Annotated in this window: 15 protein-coding genes and 1 pseudogene; 6 read left to right on the top strand and 10 right to left on the bottom strand. The window is 57.2% G+C overall.

Annotated features, from left to right (window positions below; genetic code table 11):
• Positions 1–36: 36 nt before the first annotated feature.
• Complete coding sequence (locus tag GOX45_RS20190) at positions 37–1,440, top strand: MATE family efflux transporter (RefSeq protein ID WP_254446116.1); 1,404 nt, start codon at positions 37–39, stop codon at positions 1,438–1,440.
• 28 nt (positions 1,441–1,468) lie between these two features.
• Here the strand turns inward: GOX45_RS20190 and GOX45_RS20185 are convergent, their stop codons facing one another.
• The 7 genes from GOX45_RS20185 to GOX45_RS20155 form a co-directional block, all read right to left on the bottom strand.
• The gene (locus tag GOX45_RS20185) at positions 1,469–2,416 is read right to left on the bottom strand and encodes a hypothetical protein (RefSeq protein ID WP_171103477.1); all 948 of its coding nucleotides are present in this window, start codon (positions 2,414–2,416) and stop codon (positions 1,469–1,471) included.
• Positions 2,417–2,520: 104 nt separating this feature from the next.
• The gene (locus GOX45_RS20180; protein ID WP_171103475.1) at positions 2,521–5,634 is read right to left on the bottom strand and encodes an AAA family ATPase; all 3,114 of its coding nucleotides are present in this window, start codon (positions 5,632–5,634) and stop codon (positions 2,521–2,523) included.
• Between the two features lie 197 nt (positions 5,635–5,831).
• Positions 5,832–6,617: a phosphonoacetaldehyde hydrolase gene (gene phnX / locus GOX45_RS20175; RefSeq protein WP_171103474.1), complete on the bottom strand. Its 786-nt coding sequence runs from the start codon at positions 6,615–6,617 to the stop codon at positions 5,832–5,834.
• Positions 6,618–6,694: 77 nt separating this feature from the next.
• Positions 6,695–7,774 (bottom strand): PLP-dependent cysteine synthase family protein, encoded by a 1,080-nt coding sequence (locus tag GOX45_RS20170; protein ID WP_171103472.1) that lies wholly within the window; start codon positions 7,772–7,774, stop codon positions 6,695–6,697.
• Positions 7,775–7,993: 219 nt separating this feature from the next.
• Positions 7,994–8,380 (bottom strand): carboxymuconolactone decarboxylase family protein, encoded by a 387-nt coding sequence (locus GOX45_RS20165; RefSeq protein ID WP_171103470.1) that lies wholly within the window; start codon positions 8,378–8,380, stop codon positions 7,994–7,996.
• A 40-nt stretch (positions 8,381–8,420) separates the two neighbouring features.
• On the bottom strand, positions 8,421–9,512 hold the full coding sequence (locus tag GOX45_RS20160; RefSeq protein WP_171103468.1) for an aromatic ring-hydroxylating dioxygenase subunit alpha: 1,092 nt from the start codon (positions 9,510–9,512) through the stop codon (positions 8,421–8,423).
• Positions 9,509–10,396, bottom strand: a complete 888-nt coding sequence (locus tag GOX45_RS20155) for a MurR/RpiR family transcriptional regulator (RefSeq protein ID WP_171103467.1) — start codon at positions 10,394–10,396, stop codon at positions 9,509–9,511. Before GOX45_RS20155 ends, GOX45_RS20160 begins: the two co-directional genes overlap by 4 nt.
• 68 nt (positions 10,397–10,464) lie before the next feature.
• Here GOX45_RS20155 and GOX45_RS20150 point away from each other — a divergent pair, with 68 nt between their 5' ends.
• The 3 genes from GOX45_RS20150 to GOX45_RS20140 are packed head-to-tail and all read left to right on the top strand — an operon-like array spanning position 10,465 to position 15,340.
• Positions 10,465–12,921, top strand: coding sequence for an FAD-dependent oxidoreductase (locus GOX45_RS20150; RefSeq protein WP_171103464.1), 2,457 nt, complete (start codon positions 10,465–10,467; stop codon positions 12,919–12,921).
• 40 nt (positions 12,922–12,961) lie between these two features.
• Positions 12,962–14,065: a mandelate racemase/muconate lactonizing enzyme family protein gene (locus GOX45_RS20145; protein ID WP_171103462.1), complete on the top strand. Its 1,104-nt coding sequence runs from the start codon at positions 12,962–12,964 to the stop codon at positions 14,063–14,065.
• 3 nt (positions 14,066–14,068) lie between these two features.
• A complete protein-coding gene (locus GOX45_RS20140) occupies positions 14,069–15,340 on the top strand; it encodes an aspartate aminotransferase family protein (protein ID WP_171103460.1) in 1,272 nt (423 codons plus the stop codon).
• Between the two features lie 28 nt (positions 15,341–15,368).
• On the opposite strand, the gene GOX45_RS20135 is transcribed toward GOX45_RS20140, so the two are convergent.
• Both GOX45_RS20135 and GOX45_RS20130 read right to left on the bottom strand, forming a co-directional pair.
• Complete coding sequence (locus GOX45_RS20135; protein WP_171103458.1) at positions 15,369–18,704, bottom strand: error-prone DNA polymerase; 3,336 nt, start codon at positions 18,702–18,704, stop codon at positions 15,369–15,371.
• Positions 18,701–20,179 carry a DNA polymerase Y family protein gene (locus tag GOX45_RS20130; protein ID WP_171103522.1) on the bottom strand — a complete coding sequence of 493 codons (1,479 nt, stop codon included), beginning with the start codon at positions 20,177–20,179 and terminating at the stop codon, positions 18,701–18,703. The genes GOX45_RS20135 and GOX45_RS20130 overlap by 4 nt, the downstream gene beginning before the upstream one ends.
• A gap of 627 nt (positions 20,180–20,806) precedes the next feature.
• Here GOX45_RS20130 and GOX45_RS20125 point away from each other — a divergent pair.
• Complete coding sequence (locus tag GOX45_RS20125; protein WP_171103456.1) at positions 20,807–21,244, top strand: hypothetical protein; 438 nt, start codon at positions 20,807–20,809, stop codon at positions 21,242–21,244.
• Between the two features lie 173 nt (positions 21,245–21,417).
• On the opposite strand, the gene GOX45_RS20120 is transcribed toward GOX45_RS20125, so the two are convergent.
• On the bottom strand, positions 21,418–23,445 hold the full coding sequence (locus GOX45_RS20120; protein ID WP_217350594.1) for an adenylate/guanylate cyclase domain-containing protein: 2,028 nt from the start codon (positions 23,443–23,445) through the stop codon (positions 21,418–21,420).
• Positions 23,446–23,947: 502 nt separating this feature from the next.
• Here GOX45_RS20120 and GOX45_RS22370 point away from each other — a divergent pair.
• Positions 23,948–24,849: pseudogene (locus tag GOX45_RS22370) on the top strand (SDR family NAD(P)-dependent oxidoreductase).
• Positions 24,850–24,894 lie beyond the last annotated feature (45 nt).

Genomic DNA, 24,894 nt, shown 5'->3' with positions numbered 1-24,894 from the left:
GCAGTGTGGCCTGACACAGCGGGGAATCAGTACGGTATGGCAGAGGCTTCCGAAACCAAAGCGGTGTTTCTGACCGGCAGCCTGATGCGGCACGTCGTGCGCATGTCCCTGACCACCAGTATTGGCCTGATGGCGATCTTCGCGGTCGATTTTGTCGACATGGTTTTCATTTCGATGCTGGGCAATGACGCTCTGGCCGCAGCAGTCGGCTATGCTGGCACGCTGTTGTTCTTCACCAATGCGGTCAATATCGGCCTGTCCATCGCAGCCGGAGCGTTGGTCGCGCGCGAGCTGGGCGCTGGTCGATCTGATCAGGCCCGGACCTATGCTGCAAGCGTCGCCGCCTTGGGCGTGTGCAGCGCGATTTTGATCTCAATTATCGTCTTGCTCAACCTTGATAGCCTGCTGTCTCTGCTTGGCGCAGAAGGCGAGGTGCTGCGTCTGGCCGCGCGGTATATGACGATCATCCTGCCCACCATGTGGGTAATGTCCTTTGCCATGACCGCAATGGCCGTCCTGCGTGCACGCGGGGATGCCCGCCGTTCGATGATGGCGACAATCTACGGCGGCATCGTGAATGCAGTGCTTGACCCGATCCTGATCTTTGGGGTCGGTCTGGGCCTGGACGGCGCTGCCATCGCGTCCGTACTGGCGCGGATCACGATGTTGATCGCTGCGCTTTTGCCCGCGATCCGTGTGCATAACGGGTTTGCGCGCCCATCACCCGCTCAGGTGATCCGGGATTTCTCGGCCGTCCGGCTTATCGCAGTGCCTGCCGTATTGACCAACGTCGCCACACCGATTGGCAACGCCATCGTGGTGCGCGAGATTGCCAGCTATGGCACCGAGGCGGTGGCAGGCATGGCAATCATAGGCCGTCTGATGCCTGTCGCGTTTTCTGTCATCTTTGCGCTGTCCGGTGCGATCGGGCCCATCATTGGGCAGAATTTCGGAGCAGGCCGCTTTGACAGGGTCCGTGCCGCCTTTCTGGCAGGGGTCAAATTCACCGCCATCTACGTCCTGATTATGGCAACTATCTTGTTCTTGCTCCGAGCCCCGATCGCCGGTCTTTTCGACGCTCAAGGTGAAACTCGCACGCTGATCTACCTGTTCTGCGGGCCGCTGGCGCTGGCTTCGTTCTTCAACGGCGTCATCTTTGTCACCAATGCCAGTTTCAACAATCTGGGCCACCCCATCTATTCCACATGGATAAATTGGGGGCGGCACTCGATCGGAACTTGGATTTTTGTGATGATCGGATCGCAATTGGCCGGTGCCCCCGGGGTGCTGCTCGGGCAGGCTTTTGGTGGTGTGATATTTGCGGCCATCGGATGGGTGTTGGTCAGCCGTGTCACGACACGCCTCTCAAAGCCCACCGAAACGGATCCGTTTGCCACCCAGAACCGCATTCACGCCCTGTTCGGACGACGCGGTTGGTGACCCCAGAGGGGTCACGCAAATGCACGCTTTATTTGGTTGCGCTGACATCTCCCGGTATACAGCCGCGCGCGCAGAACAGCATCGAGGTCGGGCTGGACCAGATCTTATGGTCATTGGTTGGCTTGTTCTTGAACACGATGTCCAGACAGCTGTCTTCGTGCGGGCGATAGTATTTGTTGCGCGGATCGACGTTGCCAAACTCATCAAAAGCTGAAACCAGCTTCATATCTTGCTCGTAGCGGTCCCCGCTGAGTGTCAGGTTCGAATAATAGGCCATTAACCGCAAATCCTTGCCTCCCGCCGACATCATATAAGTCATATCGGTCTGGACCGTATTGCCGCTTGCGTCGACGAAGGTAATGGTCTTGGTAATGTCGCGCTGCTCCAGGCCGCGCAAGGCCGAGATTACCCAACGCCTCTTCAAAGGTATGGTCAGGAGATTGCCGTTTTCCGTGCAGGTGATCTCTTTGTAGGAAAACACATTGAATACCGCATTGCCGCGGATCGGGTTGGTGTGCAATCGGATGTTGCTATAGACAGGCGTGATCGCCGAATTTGCGATCGGCTCGCCATTCGCCACGCAATTCTTCTGTAAAACCGCAAGTTCAAACAAAACCATGTCCGAGAACGCCGCAGCAACGCCACCCCTTGCGGATTGGCGCTGCAGGGCCTGAAACTCGGGGGCCTCAATCAACTCCTCACCCCGGTACTTTTGGAACAGGTCGACCGAATTGATTTCGACCGCACCGCCCGAGGTGTCAAACGGCAAACCCTCCTCCAACAACGCGCGGCTGTCTGCTTCGGGGTGATAATGGAACCGAAACTGGTACTGTCCACCAGAATAATCGCCGCGTTCCCCCTCGATCTTGACCTCACCATCTTGGGCCTCAACCTCGCTGGCGATGGCCGCAAGCGGGACCGCAACAGACGTCAATGCCCCGAGGCAAAATCTTCTGAATGTCTTGCTGGTGAACATTATTCTCTCCTGAAACTAAGGTTTTAAGAAGCTTTAATGCATATTCATATTAACGATTTTTTCCAAAAATTTCAAACATAACGCGAAAAGCGCAACAATCATCGTCACAACACGGTCGCACCCAGGGTCAATCTCAGCGTATTTTCCACACGGTCTGTCAGTGGCATTTGATAGCGAACAGTCAGGCGTTTTTCGTCTTCGCGGATCCTCTGGATTTCTTCCAGACCTTCCTCGTATCGGGCGGCCTCAAGATAGGCATCAGCGAGCAATGTGCGGGCATAAAGCAAGATCTGCGTCGAGCCCGTCGCCTGGTAATCTTGAATGCCTTTTCGTAGTTCTTCGATCCCGCGTTCATATTCGCCTTGGGTTGTATGGGCCCACCCCAGCAGAATTTCACCCCAAGCGTACCAATAACGGAACTCGCGCTTGCCACTGATCTCCATCGCCTCATCAACAAGACGACGCAGGCGCGGAACATCCCCAAGGTTTTGGTAAGCCGTCGCCAGGACGTTCAGCGCATAGCAGCGGGTGAAGTCGTGTTGATCGGCTCGCACCAATTCCTGCGCTTCGGAAATCAACTGCTGCGCAGTGGCTTGATTGTCCGGCTTCAGCGCATGAGCCCAACACCGCATGACCGCATCAACAAGTTGGATATCCGACTCGTGATAGGTTAGCACATCTGCCCGCGAAGTTTGCTTGCGCAAGTATAGGGCCTGATCGAAAGCAGAAATCGCCGCGTCCAGACGGCCCAGCATGAAATTGCTCATGCCGAGGTTATGCGCCGTCAGAGCCTGCATTGTCGGATCCCCGGTGCGGTCAGCAATTTCCTGAAGATAGTCGCACAGCACCAAAGCTCCCGGCGCGTCGCTCTGCATCAATTGCGCGCCAAACTGCACGTGAACGGCCAGAAACGTATCCGCGCCATCTCCGCTTGTGCGCTCCAGAAGGTCACGGTAGCGCCGGAAATTTTCCATCACTTCGGCCGAGCCGAAGGCCCGCTTGCTCAGCGCAAGGTTCAGCATTTTTCGAACAGCGATCTCTTCACGGTCACGCGTCGCTGATGCTTCGGTTTTCTCGTTTTCGCTCAGCGCCGATCTCAGATGCCGGATGGTTTCTTCGTTGGCCGACCGGCTTGCCGCCACTGCGGCCGCTTGACACCAGGCATCGCGCGCTTGGGAAAACATCTCGGCGCGTGAGAAGTGATAGGCCAACAGTTCGGGATGTTGATCGGACAGGGTCTTGAAGTCTTCACGCATCACGGCGGCGATGCGTTTGTGTACGGCGCGTGCTCGGCTGGGAAGCATCAGCTCGTACGCGGCTTCCTGAATAAGCCCGTGCCGGAACGCGTAAAGCCGGTCCGCATCGTCGCCACGCGGAACAAGGATCTGAGCCTCGACCAGCTCGTTCAGCGCAGATTGCGTTTCCGCGTCCGTGCTTTCACTGACCATCTTGACCATGGCAGGTCGGATATTCTGACCGATGGCGGCGCAGATCGGCACCAGCGCGCGCGCCTCATTCAGCCTGTCGATCATCGACCAGAAGAGTTCTTTTAATGTGGACGGTAGGAAAAGCGCCTCATCCTCGGAACGTTTGGGATCGGTATCGGAAAACCGATCCTCGACCATCCGGGCCATTTCTTCGGTGAACAACGGAACACCACCCGTGCGGGTGGCGATCCTTTGTTTCACATCCGGCGAGACGGGAATGGTCTTGAGCAGGTTGTTGAGCATCTCAAGCACATCCCCCTGCCCCAACCGCCGCAGTTCGATGGTGTTAACGCCGTCGCGCCCCGCCCAAGGAGGGTGATAGCCCGGTCGGTAGGTGCAGACGATCATTACCGGGACCGACCGCAATTGCTTTGATAGCAGATCAATCAACTGCTCTGTCGACGGGTCCACCCACTGCAGATCTTCAAACAGCATCAAAACCGGTTGGCGCGCAGCCATTGAGCCGACAATCTTGACCAAGGCGGCCTGTATCTGGTCGCTGGACTGGCTAGAGGCAAGATCGGGTGCCTCTTGCTGCCCCGGCAGCGACACAGAGATCAGGCTGGCAAAAAGTGCGAGTGTGCTGTCGGTCTTGCCGTCGTTGTCATCCAGAAGCTTTTCAAGTTTCTTAAGCTTTTGTGCGTTGTCGTCTGAAATGCGGATGCCCGCCAGAGTTTCGATGCAGGTCTTGATCGGGAAATAGGCGCTGGCCTCATGATTGGGGGCACATTGAAAATCCAGCTGCATCCGCCCACCCGATGCTATGGACTGACTGACCACTTCGATCAGACAGGATTTCCCAATCCCCGCCTGGCCCGAGATCATCACGGTTTGCCCTTTGCCACCCCGTGTCAGGCGCCAGCAATCTTCCAGCACCCTGCGCTCATCTTCGCGGTCGACAAATGTATCTTCGCGCGCACGCGGCCTGTTTCTAAAGCGCAAGGTCGATTTCTCTGCCCGCACCAGTTGCCAAACGCCAACCGGGTCATCAAACCCCTTGAGCGCATGTTTGCCCTTCCAGTCGCAGACAAAGTTTTTGCCGATCAGATCCTTGGTCCGGTCGCTTATGACCACCGAACTTGGGTCGGCATGGGCTTGTATGCGCGCTGCCAGGTTAGGAACATTGCCAAATACCAGACCGCCAAAGGTCGAATGCTCGTCGACGACCGCCTCACCCGAAGAGATGCCCACCCGAACCGCCAAAGGGCGCCCGTCTGTTCGCCGCAATTTGCCCATTGCTTCGCAGAGCTCTAACCCGGCGGTAACCGCGCGTTCGGCATCGTTTTCTTCAACCCGAGGGTAGCCGAAATATCCGACAACTCCGTCGCCGAGAAACTGCGCCACATGTCCGTTATGCGCGCGGATGACATCCAGACACAGGTTCTGATAGCGATGTAGCGTACCGCGATAATCCTCAAGGTTCATCTGATTGGACAGTTGCGTTGATCCAATCAGATCCACAAAAATGACGGACAGATGCCGCCTCTCTGGGATCGCATGATGCGCCAGGTGCCCGGTCTGTTGCAGATCGGGCCATTCCGCGACAGCACCATATTTTGGAAGCTCTTGAATCGCGCGCATTGCACGCTTGCGGTCACCCAGCGACAGGCCAAGCTCAACCAAATCCGCCTCGCTCAGCGATGCGACGATATCCAGATCAATCGCGTTGGCCAGAAAAGCATCTACGTATTTTCCCAACGCGTTGCTTTCCAACCAGGTTTTGACGTCCATTGTGCCGCAGTCCCTGGTACCAATTAAAAACAAATATTTCAAAAGCCGTAAGGACGGCACAATAAACTGGTATTCCTTGTGTGACCGGTGCCGGGCCGTCGGTAGAAAAATTACCTGGCTCCGAATTCTCGGATCGCTTCAATTTCCAGAATGATAGCCATTTGGTGGCGTGTTGCCAAGTTAAGCTTACGCCAAGGTCAGGCTGCACTGTCCAACTGGCGCAGCAGTTCAGGCAAGTCTGCCACAGTGTCGACCACATAGTCCGCACCTGCGTCTTTCAGGATCTGCGTCGCATGTTGGCGCAACGCGTCAACCTCAGCCTCGCCCAGCGCGGCCAGCTCATCCGGTGTCTTTCCCACCGCGTTGCCTGACATGGCCACACCAACGGTCAGACATCCGGCGGCGACACCTTCCTTGATACCGGGGGCCGTATCGTCAACTTTGATAAGTGCCGCTGGTGGATAAGCGACCAGATCAACCATGCATTTATACATACCTAATGGCCCTGGGCGCCCTTCGGGCAAATCGTCAGAACAGACCAAATTATCGGGCACATAGCCCTGCTGCGCGGCCACCGGCAGCACATTCTCCATGATCGATCTAGTATAGCCGGTGGTCGACCCGATCTTGAGCCCCATTTCGCGCAACGCGTCGACGGCCTCTTTGGCACCCGGCACCAAATCCGCATAATCGGCGGCAACCTTCTCGTTCATGGGCACAAAGACTTCATAGACCTTGTCGACATCCGCATCGCCGGGAGGGTTACCGAATTTTGCCTCCCACTGGGCAGCAATGTCATCCATCGCCATCATGGTTTGGATGTGGTCCCATTTGGCAGCCCCCATCGGGCCACGGGCCTGTTCGATTGTCGCCGTGATCCCAAATTCAGCAAAAGCTTTGACAAAAACCCCCATCGGCGCAAATGAACCAAAATCGACGACGGTCCCAGCCCAGTCGAACACAACCGCTTTGAACTTGCTCATTTTTCTTCCGTCTTTGGGTCAGAACTTACCGATGAATGTCAGCCACTACTGACAAACTGTAACGGTTTCATGACCTTTCAGGGCATCTGGCAACCTGGCGTGGACTTTGAGATCTCAATCTCTTCCTCGGTCATCTCTTCGGCAATACCCTCAAAAAGAGGCGTGCTCAGATAGCGCTCACCCGTATCGGGCAGCATACACAGAATGGTGCTACCAGGTGCGGCCTTTTCAGCGATGCCCACTGCGATGGCGAACGTTGATCCGCCGGATATCCCGGTCAGGATACCTTCCTGACTGGCAAGTTTTCGGGCCCACTCCACTCCTGTTGGTCCGGGCACAGGGATCAGTTCGTCATAGTATTTATTGTCGATGCTCTCCTGCAAAACTGCAGGGATAAAATCGGGTGTCCAGCCCTGGATCGGATGAGGTTCAAACGCAGGGTGGCCGGACAAAGGATCACCGTCAGGTCCACGCTCGGTTGCGATACCGCTGCCGATCAGCTGCGCGTTGGCAGGTTCTGACAGAATGATCCGTGTCTCGGGGCGTTCTTTCCGCAGCACACGGGCCACACCGGTCAGAGTACCGCCGGTGCCGTACCCGGTCACAAAGTAGTCCAGAGTACGCCCCGCGAAATCCGACATGATTTCTCGTGCGGTGGTTGCCTCATGAATGTCGGCATTGGCCTGCGTTTCGAACTGGCGCGCCAGCAACCAACCGTGGGCCTCAGCCAGCTCTGCTGCTTTGCGATACATGCCAAAACCTTTCTCGGCACGCGGAGTCAGCACCACCTTGGCCCCCAGCATCCGCATCAGGCGGCGGCGTTCGACCGAGAAACTGTCAGCCATGGTGACCACAAGCGGATAGCCTTTTTGCGCACAGACCATGGCCAGCCCAATCCCCGTATTGCCACTGGTGGCTTCGACAACCGTTTGTCCGGGCTTCAGCGCTCCGCTGCGTTCTGCTGCTTCGATGATGTTCACAGCCAAGCGGTCCTTGACCGACCCTGCCGGATTGAACGCTTCGAATTTCACATAAATGTCGACCCCTTCAGGGCCCAGATTGTTGACCCGAATGGCCGGAGTGTTGCCGATCGTGTCCAGCACGCTGTCATAGACGCGTCCGTTTCCATCGGTTGTGCGCAGTTTCTGATCGGCCATTATTGTCCCTCACCCTTTATGTTTTCTGTGTCTTTTGTCAGCGCAATAAGGGCACAGCACATTCATGGCATCCGCGAAAATGCGTGCCAGGCCGTTAAACAAGGCCCAACTTAACGCGATGAAATAAAGGCAGAACCCTCCCAAGCCTTAGGATCACATTGACACAGTAACAGACATTCTGGATTCCGCGAAACGATCCCTCGGGGCGGATCAACGGGGTCAGGTCGCCTCTGACAGCACCTTTTTGGCGACGCGAAAACACTCTAGGGCCTGAGGCACGCCGCAATAGATGCCGACGACATGGATGATGGCGCGGATTTCATCCGGGCTGACACCGTTGCGCAAGGCGCCCCTGCAATGAATTTCCCATTCCGTCATCTTTCCCAGCGCACCGATCATGGCCAGGTTCATCATGGACCGGGTCTTGGCGTCGATGACATCGTCACCCCAGCCAAAGCCCCAGCACCAAGCTGTCATCGCCTCTTGAAAAGGGCGCGTAAACGCGTCTGCAGCTTCGAGGTTGCGCTCGACATATTCCGCGCCCAGCGTGCTTTTTCGCTGCTCCAGACCTTTCAGAAAAAGGTCTTCATCAAATATGTCGGCCATGCTGTCTCTCCGCTCGAATAACTGAATGTTTGGTATGCGCTCACTCGTCCACCGCGTCGCGCATCCATTGTTGAAGCCGCGCGATGGAATGCTCAGACAATACCCCGCAATGGGGATCCAGAACCAGTGGCCCCGGGCGATAGCCGCGCGATTTCAGCCCCCTATGGACGCTTTCGACGAGGTGGATATCTTCCTCGACCGTGGTTTCACGGTCTTGCACAGCCAATTGTCGGATCACGGCGCTTTCAGATCCACCTTCGGTATACCAGCCGCGCCAGACGGTGCAGTGATCGGCATCGTGTGCGCGCCAGTGATAGGTGTTGAGCACATTGCCCGGATAGCATTGGAACGAAAACATGGGCCACAGGAACCACGACTGATAGTCACCGGCATGCGGCACCGAAAGGTCAATCGGATATGTCATATTCTCAAGGCTTTGACATTCGGTGGTGTGACGCAGCACAAAGCCTCCGCTCGCGTCGGGCTGAATGTCATAGGTCTCGGGCTTGACCACGCCTTCGGCGAAGGTCGGGTGATTGGTCGGGCAGTGATAGCATTCCGAGTAGTTCTCGATACTGACCTTCCAGTTGCAGTTCTCAGGTATTTCGACCCATTCCAGCGGTTCAAGCGCGTCGATATTCGGAACAAAGGCGCGCAGTTCTTCGCGCACGCCCGGAAACCACTCATCCATCGGGGCCGCGTCGTCATCCAAGTTGACAAAGATGAAGCCGTTGAACAGTTCGGTGCGCACCGAAGTCAGGCAAATAGTGCTGCGATCAAAGCCCGGAACCGATTTGATATTTGGCCCCGCGCGCAATTGGCCTGTCAACTCGTAGGTCCAGGAATGATATGGGCACACCACTACGCGCGTATTGCCTGCTCCACTTACCATTTCATGCGCGCGGTGTTGGCACACGTTATAGAACGTGCGGATTTCGCCATCACGCCCTTTGATGCAAAAGAGGTTCTGCCCGGCAATTTCAAACGCGAAATAATCGCCCGGCGCGCGCACCTGCGCGACATGGCCTGCGAACTGCCAGGTTCGCGCCAACAGTCCCTGCATTTCTTTCGCAAACAGCTCAGGATCGGTGTAGTACCGCGCGTCGAGCGAATGGATCAGGGGGGCATTCATTCGGGCTCCTCCACGTAAAGGCCAAGCTGGTGGCGACGACGGTGAAACCTTTCAACCCGTTCGACAATTTCATCGCTGGCAACGGCGATAACGAAGGACAGAAGAGTTTCCAAAACGGCGAGTGTGGACACTGATGACGGGAAGAATTGCGGCGTATCTACGGCCACCACAAACCCGTGCTGCGCATTCAGGATCACCGGGCTGGCCGGGCTGTCGGAAATCCCGATAACCGTCATGCCCTGGTCGCGCGCCAGCTTTACGGCCTCGATCACTTCGGTCCGGTACGGGTGGCAAGTGATGGCGATCAACACATCCTGGTCGTCCGCCCAAGCCAGATCGTCAACCGGTGTGGACCCAGGCCGCGGAATCGCATGGAACTGCTTCATGCCCGTTGAGGCCAGATAGGTGAAATTGCGCGCGTTCGAATTGTTGACGCCAACTCCCAGCGTAAAGATCTGGCGGCTATTCCATATTGCTTCGGCCGCAGCCTTCAGCGCAGCAGCATCAATCCCTGCAAACGTGTCTTCGATATTGCGGATCGCCGCGCCCACCATATCGGCATAAAGCCCGCCCAGCTCACCCGACTTGCCGATATCCTGCAGCCAACGGGCACGATCCGGAAAGGACACGCTGCCCTTGCGTATCGCATCGCGGAAGGGTGCGCGAAAATCCTCATAGCCGTCAAAACCCACCTGCCGGGCCATACGTACAAACGTGTTGGGCTTGACCTTGGCGGCCTCGGCAATCTCGCGCACGGTTGAAACCCCTACATCCGTGGGGTTCTCCAACACATAACGCGCGGCTTTCTGAGCCTCTGGGGTCAGCGCCTCCCACTCTTGTGTCAGGCGCGTCAAGACGGTCATTGATACATTTGTGTCATTCATGATTGACGATGGTACAAATGTGGAATTAGCCTGTCGAGCAGAAAAGCGACTCGGGAAGAGGAAATGTCATGTCCGAGAAGAAACTGCCCACTCATGCCCGCGTTGTGATCGTAGGCGGTGGTGTCATGGGGGTCGGCTTGGCCTATCATCTGGCCCATGAAGGCTGGGGCGATGACACCATCCTGCTGGAAAAGGCAGAACTGACCAGCGGCAGTACCTGGCACGCAGCAGGGCAGATCACCCATTCGACCTCAAGCTTTGGGCTGGGCAAATGCGTGGACTATAACATCGGCCTCTATTCCGGTGCTTTAGAGGCGGAAACCGGTCAACCGGTGACATGGCATGGCTGCGGCTCTTTCCGTCTGGCCTATACCGAGGATGAGATGGACTGGCTGCGCCACACCCTGTCGGTAGGCCGGTCGCTGGGCTTCAGCATCGAACTGGTCAGGCCCGAGAGGGTGGCTGAACTGCACCCGTTCTACAATCTCGACGGTGTTTTAGGTGCGCTGCATACGCCCGATGACGGCCATGTGGACCCAACCAACGTGACCATGGCGATGGCGGCGGGCGCGCGGCAAAAGGGCGTGCGCATCTTCCGCAACTGTCGCGCCAACAACATCACGCAGGCCAAGACCGGCGAATGGGTGGTTGAGTCTGAGATGGGCACCATTACCTGCGAGCATGTGGTGAACGCGGGCGGCACCTATGCTCGCCAGATGGGTGAATGGTCGGGGCTGCAACTGCCGATGACTTCGATGACACACCATTATTTCGTGACCGAGCCTGTGCCCGAATTTCAGAACCTGGATACCGAACTGCCGGTGATCCGCGACGACCGCAAGGTCTCGGGCTATATCCGTATGGAGCAGCAGCGCGGGCTGATCGGGATCTATGAGAAAGAGAACCCGAATTCGGTCTGGCATGATCACTGTCCGTGGGAATATGAGAATTGGCTATTTGATGCCGATTACGACCGGGTGATGCCGTGGCTTGAGGAAAGCCTCAACCGGATGCCGATTTTTGCCGAGCTTGGAATACAGCGCGATGTGCACGGGGCGATCTCGCACCCGCCGGACGGCAACCCGCTGATCGGGCCCGCACCGGGCGTTCGGAACTATTGGTGTTGCTGCGGTACGCAGATCGGCATCGGCTGGGGGCCGGGCCTGACCCGCGAACTGGCGCGCTGGATGGTGCATGGGGCCGCCGATATCTCGATGCGAGAATTCGACCCGCGCCGGTTCGGCAGCTATGCCACCAAGGACTGGCAGGTGATCAAGGCCGAGGAAGATTACTGCTTGCGCCACGAAATCCCCTTCCCGCATTTCAACCGACTGGCCGGACGCCCGGTGAAACCTTCACCCCTGCACGATCTGCTGAAATCCAAAGGCGCCGTGCATGAGGAGGTTTTTGGCTTTGAACGCCCCCGCTGGTTTGCCCGCGACGGGGTGGAACAGCGCGATCACTATTCCTTCCGCCGAACGCAAGCCGATGACATGGTCGCGGTCGAGGTCAAGGCGGTGCGCGAGCGTGTGGGTATCATGGATGTCTCCGCCTTTACCAAGGTCGAGGTTTCGGGGCCGGACGCCTATGCTCTGCTGGACCGGCTGACCGCAAACCGGATGCCGCAAAAACTGGGCTCAATCACCCTGACCCACATGCTGAACCGCCGGGGCCGGATCGAGTTGGAGACCACGATCGTGCGCATGGCCGAAGACCGGTTCTATCTGGTCTGCGCTGCGTTCTTTGAACAGCGCCTGCTGGATCACCTCACCCAACAGCGCAACGACGAGGTTGTGCAGATCACCGCGCTCTCTGCCGACTGGTCGGCTCTGTCACTGAACGGCCCCCGGTCGCGCGACGTGCTGGCGCGTTGCACCGATGCTGATCTGACCAATGCCGGGTTCCGATGGCTTTCGGCGCAAGAGATCACCATCGCGGGCCACAAGGTTTGGGCCTTCCGCATGTCCTATGCCGGTGAGCTGGGCTGGGAGCTGCACATGCCCAACGCCGCTTGTCTGGATGTCTACACCGCGCTCTGGGCGGCGGGTGGGCCGCATGGCATCGCCGACTATGGCAGCTTTGCCATGAACGTGATGCGAATGGAGAAAGGTTTCAAAGGCGCTGGTGAACTGACCAACGAGGTCACGCTGGCCGAGGCTGATGTGCAGCGCTTTGCGCGCACCGACAAGGACTATTTGGGCAAGGACAAGACCCTCAACACCGATCTGCCGTGGATCTGCGCCTATCTTGAGATCGAACCGGATGGCGAGATTGACGGGCACGGCGGCGAGGCGGTGATGCTGGACGGGTGCGTTGTCGGCTCGGCCGCTTCTGTCGCCTATGGACATACGGCCGGCAAGATTCTGGCCTTTGCCTATGTCAAACCCGAGGCCGCCGCACCGGGCACCGAGCTGAGCGTCGTTATTCACGGAATGCCACGGGCCGCACGGGTGCTAGGTGAGCCCGCTTATGATCCAGGCAGCCTGTTGCCGCGCACTGACAGCGCGCTTGAGGCGGCACGATGAGTAAGTGGAACGCTTCGAAGCCTCTCCAAAGAGCGAGCCGATGAAGATCATCCGCTTGTCACTGTGGTCCATCGATTTGAAAAGCCATGAAACCTATTACATGGCTGATGGCAAAACCTGCGCGACCGTTGAAACTCACGTCCTTTGCCTTGAGACGGACACAGGCCTGAAAGGATGGGGCGAGGTCTGTCCCATCCCGCACTATCTGCCCGCCTATGCCAAGGGCGTTCCAAGCGCGGTGACCGAGTTGGCCCCCTTGTTACTGGGGGCAACGCCAATGGGCGTCGAGGCCAAGATGGCGGAATCGGAAGCATTTTTACCCGGTCATTCTTATGCCAAGTCAATCATCGACATCGCCTTGTGGGACCTGGTCGGCAAAGCCATTAACTTGCCTGTCTATACCCTTTTGGGCGGGCGAAGGTGCGCAGACATGCCGCTTTACCATTCGATCACATGTACCGCACCGGATCAGATGGCGCAGATCGCGCGCGTGGCTTTTCAAAGCGGGATCAGGCAGTTTCAAGTCAAACTGGGTGCGGATGATGACTGGCAAGCAGATGCCGAGCGGTTAGCCAAAGTTCGCGAAACCGTTGGCCCCGGGCCTTTGGTCTACGGTGATTGGAACTGCGGTGCCACGCGTTTGCAGGCAACGCGCACGGGACGTGCGGTGGCGCATCTGGATATCATGCTGGAACAACCTTGCCAGACGCTGGAGGACTGTGCCGCCGTGCGTCAGGCCACAGGCTTACCCATGAAGATCGACGAAAACGCTTTTGATCTGGCAAGCTTGCTGCGGGCGCACGAATTGGGGTGTCTGGACGCGGTGGCCCTGAAACTGTCCAAATTCGGCGGCCTTTCCGCGATGCGGCGCGCCCGTGATCTGACGGTGCATCTGGGGGCCGAGATTTGCGCCGAATGCACCTGGGGGTCGGATATCGTAACCGCCGCCTCATTGCATTTCGCGGCCTCAACCCCGCAAAAATCGCTGCTGAACACGTGTGATCTGTCGGCCTATGTGGCACCGCGCCTCTGCCCCGACGCGCCTATACGCAAGAACGGTCGCATCGCACCACCCGAAGGTCCCGGCTTGGGCGTAACGCCCGATCTTGATCTTCTGGGGACCCCGATATTGGAGTTGGACTGAGACATGCAGAAACTGACCACCCAAGCTGAATGGATCACCCGCGCTCGGGCCGTGTTGCCCGCTGGCGGGTTCGGCAATTTCGACCCCGGCATCGTCATTGCGCGCGGCGACGGCAGCCGCGTCTGGGATGAGGATGGCAATGAATATATCGACTATCTGATCGGATCCGGGCCCATGCTGCTGGGTCACGGCCACCCCGAGGTTATGGAAGCTGTTCTGGAACAACTGCCCGAGGGCATGACGTTTTTTGCCAACAACGCCAAAGGCATCGAACTGGCCGAAACCATCATCGACGCCGTGCCCTGTTGCAAACAGGTTCGGTTCGTAGCCACCGGAGGCGAGGCGGACATGTACGCGATCCGCCTGGCGCGGGCTTATACCGGGCGCTCGAAAGTTCTGAAGTTTGAAGGCGGTTACCATGGAATGAGTGCCGAAGCGCAGATGAGCCTTGCGCCATCCAAACGCGTGAATTTTCCGCAACCTGTGCCCGACAGCGCAGGCATCCCGGACGCGGTGGCCCAAGAGGTTTTGGTCGCGCCCTATAACGATCTGGAGGCCGTGGCCGCGCTTTTGTCAGAGCATAAGGACATTGCTGCAATCATTGCCGAACCCCTGCAACGGATCATCCCGCCCGAGCCGGGCTATCTTCAGGGTCTGCGCGCGCTTTGTGACAAACATGGTGTTCTGCTGATCTTCGACGAAATCGTCACCGGGTTTCGACTTGCTTATGGCGGCGCGCAGGAACGTTACGGTGTCACACCCGACATTTGCACCCTAGGCAAAGTCATCGGCGGCGGGTTCCCCTTGGCCGCCCTTGGTGCCAGCGGCGAGATCATGAAGCATTTTGACAAATCCATTGTGGGCGATGACCGCTGGCTGATGCAGCTGGGCACGCTTTCGGGCAATCCGGTTGCAGCCGCGGCCGGTCTGAAAACGCTGGAGATCCTTAAGCGCCCGGGACAATACGACAGGCTGCGCGAAGTCGGCACCGCGTTGCAAGACATGCAGAGCCAAGCGCTGACCCAGGCCGATATCCCGCACCGCATTGTCGGGGATGCGACCCTTTTTGATGTCTATTTCACCACATCGCCCTGCCGGGATTATCGAGAGGCCAGACATGATGACGCTGCACGCAACAAAACCTACAATGACAGCTTGCGGGCCAGCGGCATCTTCAAATCGCCGGGCAAGCTTTACCCTTCATTGGCGATATCGCGCGACGATCTGGACCAAACCCGCCAAGCGGTCGAACAGGCCGTTGCCAAAATCCGCTGAGGCAGCATCTTGCCCCTGACCCTTGATGTCAGTGGAAATCACGGCTGGGGAACAATCGTTTGGCCTGATCGCGCGGATGCATGGCGCGGCTGGGGTAGCGCGCTGTCTTGGGGGTGTCGTCGGCCCTTGGTCCTTCGGTGGTCAGCGCTTCGGGCTGCGGATGGCCCAGCTCTGACAGCTTATGCGAGAGATCTTCGATATCTTGCGCGATCAGATGGGTCACGATCCCCTCGCGTTGCAGATACCCCGTCACGCGCAGCAGGCGCGCGCCCATCACCGCCCGGCGGAACCGTTGATAGATCTGCTGCCAGACCACCACATTGCTGACCCCTGTTTCATCCTCAAGGGTCAGGAAAATCACGCCCGACGCAGTGCCGGGCCGTTGTCGCGTGATCACCAGGCCACACACACTGTGGCGCCCCAAGGCAATCTCGGGCAGGGATGCATGTGTCACAAGGCCGGGGATCGCGGGGCGCAACAGTTCCATCGGGTGGGCACGCAATGTTAGCCGGGTCGAGACATAGTCTTCCACCACCTCTTCCCCCAGATGCATGGCGGGCAGTTGCACATCCGGTTCCTGAATCGCCTCGCCATCAATGGGGTCATTGAACAAGGGTAGTGGCGCCGGGCTTTGAATCGCCTTCACCTGCCACAGCGCATCGCGACGTGTTAGGCCCATATCTGCAAACGCATCCGCCTCGGCCAGATGTGTCAGCACCGCAGGGCGTACCCCGGCGCGCAGCCAAAGCGCCTCGGGGTCGGGATAGCCATTGCCGCGCGCGGCCACAATCCATTCGGCGTCTTCTTCTTTGAATCCTTTAATTTGGCGAAATCCAAGCCGCAGGGCCAAGGCGCCATCGGGGCGGCGCTCCAGCGTGTTGTCCCATTGGGAATGGTTCACGCAGATCGGACGGGTTTCGACCCCATGTTCGCGGACATCCCGCACAATCTGGGCAGGCGCGTAAAACCCCATCGGCTGGGAATTGAGCAAGGCACAGGCAAAAATCGCCGGGTGGTGGCATTTCAACCAGGCCGACACATAGGCCAGCATAGCAAAGGCGGCGGCGTGGCTTTCGGGAAAACCATAATCCGCGAACCCTTCGATCTGACCAAAACAGCGCTCGGCCACTTCCAGAGGATAGCCGTTATCCAGCATACCTTTGATGAACTTGTCACGATGTGTCCCGATCGTGCCCATGCGCCGGAAGGACGCGAGCGAGCGACGCAAATGATCCGCCTCTTCAGCGGAGAACCCGGCACCGACCACGGCGATTTGCAAGGCCTGCTCTTGAAACAGCGGCACGCCCAAAGTGCGCCGGGTCACCTCTTCCAGCGCCGGACCAAAGGGCTCAACCTGTTCCAACCCGTTGCGACGGCGAATATAGGGCTGCACCATATCACCCTGGATCGGACCCGGACGGACAATGGCGACCTCGATCACCAGATCATAGAACTCACGCGGTCGCATCCGGGGCAGGAAATTCATCTGTGCCCGGCTTTCCACCTGAAAGACCCCAACCGCATCGGCCCGGCAGAGCATGTCATAGGTCGCACGATCTCCTTGCGGGACCGTGGCGATGCTGTGGGTTATGTTTTCGTGCTGCTGCATCAACGCAAAGGATTTGCGAATACAGTTGAGCATCCCCAGCCCCAGCACATCCACCTTGAGAATGCCCAAGGCATCAATGTCATCCTTGTCCCAGCAGATGACGGTGCGATCTTCCATCGCCGCGTTTTCAATGGGGGCCAGTTCGTCCAACCGCCCCTGGGTGATGACAAAACCACCCACATGCTGCGACAGGTGACGCGGGAAGCCGATGATCTCGCCGATCAGGCGAATGGTCTGCATCAGGCGGCGGTCACTTGGATCCAAACCAAGCTCGCGGATACGGTCCATATCCACGCCGCCATTGCTCATCCCCCAGATTTGGCTGGTCAGACCGGCGGTGACATCCTGAGACAAGCCCATCACCTTGCCAACCTCTCGAATGGCGGCACGAGTGCGGAAATGGATCACGGTGGCGCACAGCCCGGCGCGGTGGCGACCGTATTTCTCATAAATCCACTGGATCACCTCTTCACGCCGTTCATGTTCGAAATCCACATCGATATCCGGCGGCTCACCTCGGTATTTCGAGACGAAACGCTCAAACACCATGGCGATCATGTCCGGGCTGACATCGGTGATCCCCAGAAGGTAACAGAGGATCGAATTGGCAGCAGACCCCCGCCCCTGGCACAGGATGTCCTTGGACCTTGCGAATTGCACAATGTCATGCACGGTCAGGAAATAGGCCGGAAAGTTCAGCTCTTTGACAACGGCCAGCTCTTTTTCCATCAGCTCAAGCGCCCGGGGGGGCGGGCCTTTGGGATAGCGGCGCCTTAGCCCTTCCTGTGCAAGCCGTTCCAAACGCTCTTGCGGTGTTTCCGTTACCGTTTCTTCATGCGGGTATTCATAGGAAAGCTCGCCCAGATCAAAGCTGCATCTATCTGCAATTTCTACTGTCCGGCGCAGGGCAGCCGGATGCGCGCGAAAGATCCGCGCCATATCAGAGCCCGCCTTCAGACGGCGCTCGCCATTGGGCAAGGCGCGGGTGCCGATCTGATCAATCGTGATATGTTCACGTATACAGGTCAGCACATCCGCCAACTGCCGGCGACTGGCGCGGTGCATGATCACATCCCCCAAAGCCACCATCGGGGCCGAGCTTCGCCGGGCCAATTGGGCGCAGGCCGCCAGATAGGCTTGGTCACTGCCATCATAACGCGGAGCAGCCCCCAGAAAGACGTGCCCCGGAAAATGGCGTGCCAGCTTTTGAATATCGGCGGTCGCGTCGTTCAACTTTGCCCCGGGCGCGGCAATCAGGATCATCCCCCTGCAGGCTGGCACCATATCCTGTGTGTAAAGCAGGCATTCGCCCTTTTCCGCCCGCTTCTTGCCCAGTGTCAGCAGGCGCGTCAGCCGTTTATAAGCCGCCCGATCACGCGGCAAAGCGATCCAGTCCACCGAACTGTCTTGCAAGGCAAGACGGCACCCCACGATCAATTTCGGCAGCCGTTGCGCCTTGGGGTTTTCCAGCGGCCTGTGGTGCCCGACATCCTGGCGCGAGGATGAATCCACCTGCTGGTGAGACCGGATTTTCAAAACGTCTTGCGTTTCCTGTTTGAGCTGTTTCAAAGCACTCCAGGCGCGCACAACCCCCGCCAAAGAGTTTTGATCGGTGATTGCAAGGGCCGACAGGCCAAGCTCTGCGGCGCGCAGCACCAGTTCTTCTGGATGGGACGCCCCAGTCAGGAAGGTGAAATTCGTGGTGACGCATAGCTCGGCATAGTCCTGCACACGCGTGCGATTGACGTCGGTCATGCAAATTCCCCCTGTACGAACCAGCCGGGGTTTTGTGGCGTATAAAACAACCACAATCGGCGCCCTTGCCGCGTTTCGACCCGCCAGTAATCGCGCATCCCCGAGCGCCAGTTGTCATCCTCAAGCCACCATTCCGGCGCGATCCGTTCAGGCCCGGTTACCCGCTGGGTGGTCAGGGCCATGCGCCGCCACCGAAAGCGCGCAGGCGGACGCGCGCCTGATCCCGCGATCGGTTCAGGAGGAAACAGGCTGAGCGGGCGCGGCTGCGCACCAAACCCAGTCTCGGCAGGATCCGAATAAGCCGCAGGGGATATAATGAAACTGCGTTCGGGGATATGGCTGTCCGCCGGCAGAAAACGCTGGATATTTTCCAATCCAATCCGCGTTCCAAGGCGTGACGTCAGATCATCCAGCTTATCTTTCCCGCCATCCGAAACATGGTTCATTTGCTGGACCGGCAGAGGCTCGACCTGTGTGGCCTCAAGCCGCAACATATCAATACCAAAGCCCGCATCGATCTCAGACAATCCACGCTGGAACAAAGGCAGGATACGCTTGGGATCGCGCAGCGGGCGGGCCAGACGCAGTTCGACCTGTTGTTGCCCCTGATCCACCCGGCGCAAACTCATACATAACCTGCGCGCGCCCATGTTTTGCGTGTTCAGCTTGGTGCAAAGCTGCTCCAACAGCCTCCGTGTACCTGCCATCACATCGTCAATCAGACCAATCGGCTCGGGGAGTGTTAAGCGCACGGCGTAATGCGGCGGGTCCGATTGCGGTGAAATCTCTTCGGGCTGTGCACCCAAAGCCTGATCCAGCCGCAGCAAAAGACCCGGACCAAACCGCCGCGTCAGCGGTCCGCGTGCCGCCTGCGCCAGATCACCGATGCAGCGCAACCCCAAACGCTGCAAGGCAACAGACATCTGCTCCTCCAACCGCAAACCGGCCACGGGCAGAGCTCTCAAGGCCTTCAGCGTATCACCGCGCGGTGCAATGCCTTCCCCGTAATGCGCCAGCGCCCAGGCTGCGCCGCGCGTATCAGCCAGACCAATCTGCACCGAGATGCCAACCCGCATCAGACGGCTGCGCATATCGGCCAGCATTGCCTCTTCGCCACCAAACAGATGAGCCGACCCGGTGATATCCATCACCAGCCCGTCCTCACCTTCCAACCCAACCCACGGGCAATACCGCGTGGCCCAACGGCACAGACTGCGCAAAAACCTCTGATCCTGCTCGGGCTCTGCCACACGGCTTTGCAGATCGGGACAAAACGCGCGCGCATCCGCATAAGACATACCCGGATGCAGCCCTTCTTTCAGCGCGGCTGTGTTCAAGCAATAAATCCTGTTGGCGTTTTGCAGTTTCGCCGTCAGAACAAACGGCCCCTCTACAGGACATGCGCGCAGAACCCGGTCACTCGCCAAGCGAGAAAACCACAAAGAAACAATACGACGCCCTTCGCCATCGATCATACCAAGTACCATTTGTTCGCTATTTGTTCTTTTTAGATTTCCATCGTCGAAGAGTCGAGTCCCTGACGTTACTCTCTTATTCTAAGCGGTCTTATTATCGGTCTTCAGCGGAATATTGAGAGGCGAAGTGCGACCCCAAACCCGAAGATCAAACCCAGATTAGAAAGACTTGAAGAATTCCCAAGAACAGACACCGACAGGACGCGATACCCAACGCGATCATGCACGGCGATCCTTGAACCAATCTCGAACATGGTCGCGATCCAATTCGCCCTGAGCGGCTGACAACGTGAAGACCAATTCTCCCGGCGCGACCTTAAATCCATGCGGCCAAATGTCTAAAGGCAAAAAGCGACGCTTCGTTAAACTCGCAAAAGTTTCAAGAAAAATAGGTCACAGTGACTTTGGGAGCAAACGAGCGCTCGGCGCACTTTCACAGCTCACAAAAATAATCACACCATAGTAGTGACAAAAGGCAGAAATCAATAAGTCGCGGGCAATGCAAGACGAACATAGTTCAAATTTCTTTGGGATAGATCTGCCAGAATCCGGCAAACGGTCCTCGTCCATCCGAACAACTACTTCAGGCCGTTCCATATTCCTGACCTGGACATCTACGTACCACCCTTGTTGGAACTCACCTTTCTTCGGAATGATCGTTTCGAGAGAAAGGACCGTTTCGGGGTAGTATTGCCTCATCCGTTAGATATCCGCAGCAACGTCCGAACCAAACCACCCGTTTTTCTTGACGATTTCTTTCGTGGTCGACCTCCATCCGAGAAAGAGTCGTTGCAGATGCTCGAGGTTAGATCAAGTTGGCAGTTCCAGGAAGAGGCACAGCTGCTTGAGGAACGCTCCAACTTGGTTATTGAAAAACTGAAATCGGAAAAGGAAAAGTTCATTCGTGAACGAGACGTAGCACTGTCACAGCGAAACGCTGCTTTTGCCGAACGGGACATCGCGCTGGCAGAGCGCGACATGTATCGCAGAAAACTCGCCCATGTCATAAGATATCCTTGGAAACACGCGGGTAAGTTTATCAGGCGTAAGAAGACCAACGTCTAAAGGTATGTCGAACATTTTGGCCTTGGGCCGATACAGTATTTAAGCTTGCAGCCGCGAACGCCGAGATTTTGGCGAAATCCACAGGTCTCACTTGTCGCTGATGCGGGCGCTGCAAAATGCGAATGAGCGGTTCAAGAAGTCTGTTACTTTTTCTTGGATCTCGTCACGGCACGTCAGTCCTCTGCCAGTGACCTGTCCAATAGGCTTTGGGCGCGGGCTTTCATTGCGACTGAGGCCGGATCCCCGTTTCGGGCCTGGTCTGCGGCCTCAAATGCAGCAATAGCCTTTTGCAACTGCCCGGCCCGGTAGTGTGCAAGCCCCTGCTCGTAAGCCTTAATCCAAGCAATGGATCCATCAAGCGCATCTCGCATCGCGATCAGTTCATAAACGACTATTTCTTCGGTGCGCCCTGACAAGTTAAGTGTGTCCAGTTCGCGAACCACTATCGAGTCGGCCGCCTGACGTCTCGTCTCCGGCCCGATCAGGATCAGCGTGCCATAGTCTTTGTTGGACCCTTCCAATCGGCTGGCAACGTTCACGACATCACCAATCGCAGTGTAATTCAGACGCTGTTCTGAACCGATGTTTCCGACCAAAGCCTCACCGCTGTTCAGCCCTATCCTGACGCGCAGCGGGTTGCCCGCCTCATCTTCAATTCCGGACGCGTCCACGGAAGCGACAAGGTCCAACGCTGCGCGGCAGGCATGTTCAGCGTGGTTGGAATCGTTTCGTGGTGCGCCCCAAAATGCCATCACTGCATCGCCAATGAACTTATCAATTGTCCCACCGTTGTGAGTAATGGCCGAAGCGGCTGCGCTGAAAAAAGGTTCCATCAATTGGACGACATTAGGACCGAGTTTTTCTGACATTCCCGTGAAGCCAGCGACATCGCAAAACAGCACCGATATTCGCTTTATGTCCCCACCAGGCTGCGTCTTGATGCCTTCGGCAACCAGCATGCGCACCAAATCGGTCGGTACATACTTTCGGAATGCAGAAAGACCTGCAGCCATGCTTGCGGTCGCCGCCGAGAGATTTTCAAGCTCAGACAGTTTGGAAGGCCTACGCTCGATCCGTTCGACATCAAAGCGTTCGATGCTACCAAGGTCTTCAGCAATGCGCGCCAACGGATTTGCCACAACCCTGCGGATCAACCAGATGGCCAGCCCGCTTGCGAGGACCACTACAACGATCAGCACGTAAACAAGGTTGATAAGCGTTTCATCGATACCCGAAAGAAAGGCCGCTTCAGGAATGACCGTGGCAACGCGCCAGCCGTAAAACCCTAGCGGCGTCAGCGCTACCGCATAAGGCACCCCGTCAACGACGATACGTTTCGTCAAAGTGCCCGGAGTATTCGTTTGGGGTTCAGCCAATAGCCTCTCGCCTGAGATCATGGCGGCTTCATAAAGCTTACCCTCGCCCATGCGTGCCGGTGTAGTTTCATCCGCTTCTGCATCAGGAACCGCTATTACTTTTCCGTCGGCGTTCAGAATAAACGCCGCACCAAACTCACCCGGTGCAAGCGTGGCGAGAAAGCGTGACAATCGGTCCGTTTCGATCGCCACCGCCAAAACCCCTTGCCGCGTTCGGTTAACATCTATCGGACCGGCAAAGGCGTAGATGGTTTTTTCGCTCTCTGGAAGATCTCTCGCTTCGATCCACCCGGCAGAGTTGAGCCCCATGAAGTTTTCAAACCAAGCATGTTCGCGCGGATCATAGGATGTTTCAGTAAAGGTCCGCTCTTCAAATTGGATGTCACCGGGAATGAAGATGTATCGGTCCTTCCTTAGCATTCGATCCCGGATACCCTCATCGATTTCAATCATCTCAAGCCCACCGTCACCTAAGCGATGTGACGCAAAAAAATTGCCATCGGGCCAGCCGAAGAAAATCCATGAGATATTCGGCTGCGCCTGCAATTGTGACAAAAAAACAAACTCTCGCTTGTCGGCCTGCCGTGTCGCGATAACGTTCTGAACAAAGATAGTGCGAACGGCTGCCCAGGCGGCTTCTGCCGACCTGAGGGTCACGCCCACCTCGATACGGACGGTGTTCGCAATCTGGCTATTGATCTCAGCCGCTAGCATACGGCTGTTGTCGCGCGCTGTTGTCCACCACAAGGAATGCACGATAACCGTCGATACTCCGATGGACACGGCCACCAGAATTGACACAGCTATGCCCACGCTCAATCGCAATTAAGTCTCCGATAGAAAAGTAAATTGCTTCAATATTGAATTGAGACTGTCAGGAGAGCAAAGCTTTCATAGATCAAACCCCGTATTCTCACGTATCTGTTAGGTTCAAACCGAGGATTTTGTCGAAACGGAGACCTAGTCATTATCTGCTGTATCTGATTTTCGAGGTGTTTCGGATGTTTCGCCAAGGTGATGGTCCGGCCTATTCCCGCCTTTCACCAACCGCAAAAAATGCTTCGAACGCAGCCTGAATAGCTGTCATTCGCTGCAAGCGCTCGTTCAAACCTTTCAAGTCAATTGCAGGTCACATGCAGTGTTGCCTGATCTTGGAGGCCAGTTCTAATCTTCGTGGGAAGTTGTTGCGCAAAGGTCCGTCCACGAGTCCGTGATTCTTTGTGGCGAAGATCCTAAGTCGAACCGCCAGAAAGGAGTTTCGGAACAAGTTCCTCCGCAAGCGAGGCGACTGCGTCCACTCTAGCGATGCGCCGCGAGCCCGGGCGGAATGTCAGATAAACCGAATATGAGCGCGAGACGTGCTTGGGTAAGCAGCGGATTTGGAAATCTGATGGTGGCGGATTTGGTCAAGGCCGGGCATCGCGTTGCCGGGACGGTGCGCGATCCCGCAGGACGCAACAAAGAGGCCGCGCAGACCTTGCGCAATCTCGGCGTAGAGGTTGTCGATATCGATGTGACAGACGATGCTTCTGTCGAAGCGGGCGTGGTCGTGGTAGAAGCCACGCTCGGGCAAATCGACGTGTTGGTCAACAACGCTGGGGCTGACGCACACGGTCTGCAAGAGAACTTTTCTGGCGACGATTTTCAGCGTGTTTTCGACGTCAATGTCTTTGGAATGCAGCGAATGACCCGCGCGTTCTTCCCAAGATGCGAGCGCGGCAATCCGGGCTGGTATTGAACGTCACTAGCCTTCTTGGTCGCGTGACGGTCCCCTTCCTTGCTCCTTACAACGCGGCGAAATGGGCGGTGGAGGGGCTCAGCGAAAATTACCGCTGGGAGTTGAGCCAGTTTGGCGTTGATGTCGCCGTCATCGAGCCCGGTGGCTTGCCGACGAACTTCTTCACCAACCTCATTCAGCCGTCTTCGCGTGATCGGGATGCAAGCTATGGCGAATTTGCCGGCGCGCCCGAGGCCATGCTGCAAAGCATGGGGGAATCCCTGGCCAACAACCCGCTACAGGTTCCGCAGATCGTGTCAGACGCGGTGCTTGAGGTGATCCATGCCACGCCTGGACAGCGGCGGTTCCGAAATGAAGTGGACAAGAGCGGCATGGCAGACCCCGTCATTCTGATGAACAGGCAAGCGGAAAAGGCTACCGAGGTGCTCTTCACCGCCTATGGTATGGAAGGTATGATGAAGCTCAAGACTAACGTTGCCAACGCGGCCTAATAACTATGGCGGGTCTGGGGTATTCCGGGCCTGTCGATCCAACAC

The sequence above is a fragment of the Ruegeria sp. HKCCD7255 genome (assembly GCF_013031565.1).
Classification (GTDB): Bacteria; Pseudomonadota; Alphaproteobacteria; order Rhodobacterales; family Rhodobacteraceae; genus Ruegeria.
This window is presented reverse-complemented; position numbering and strand designations above follow the sequence as displayed.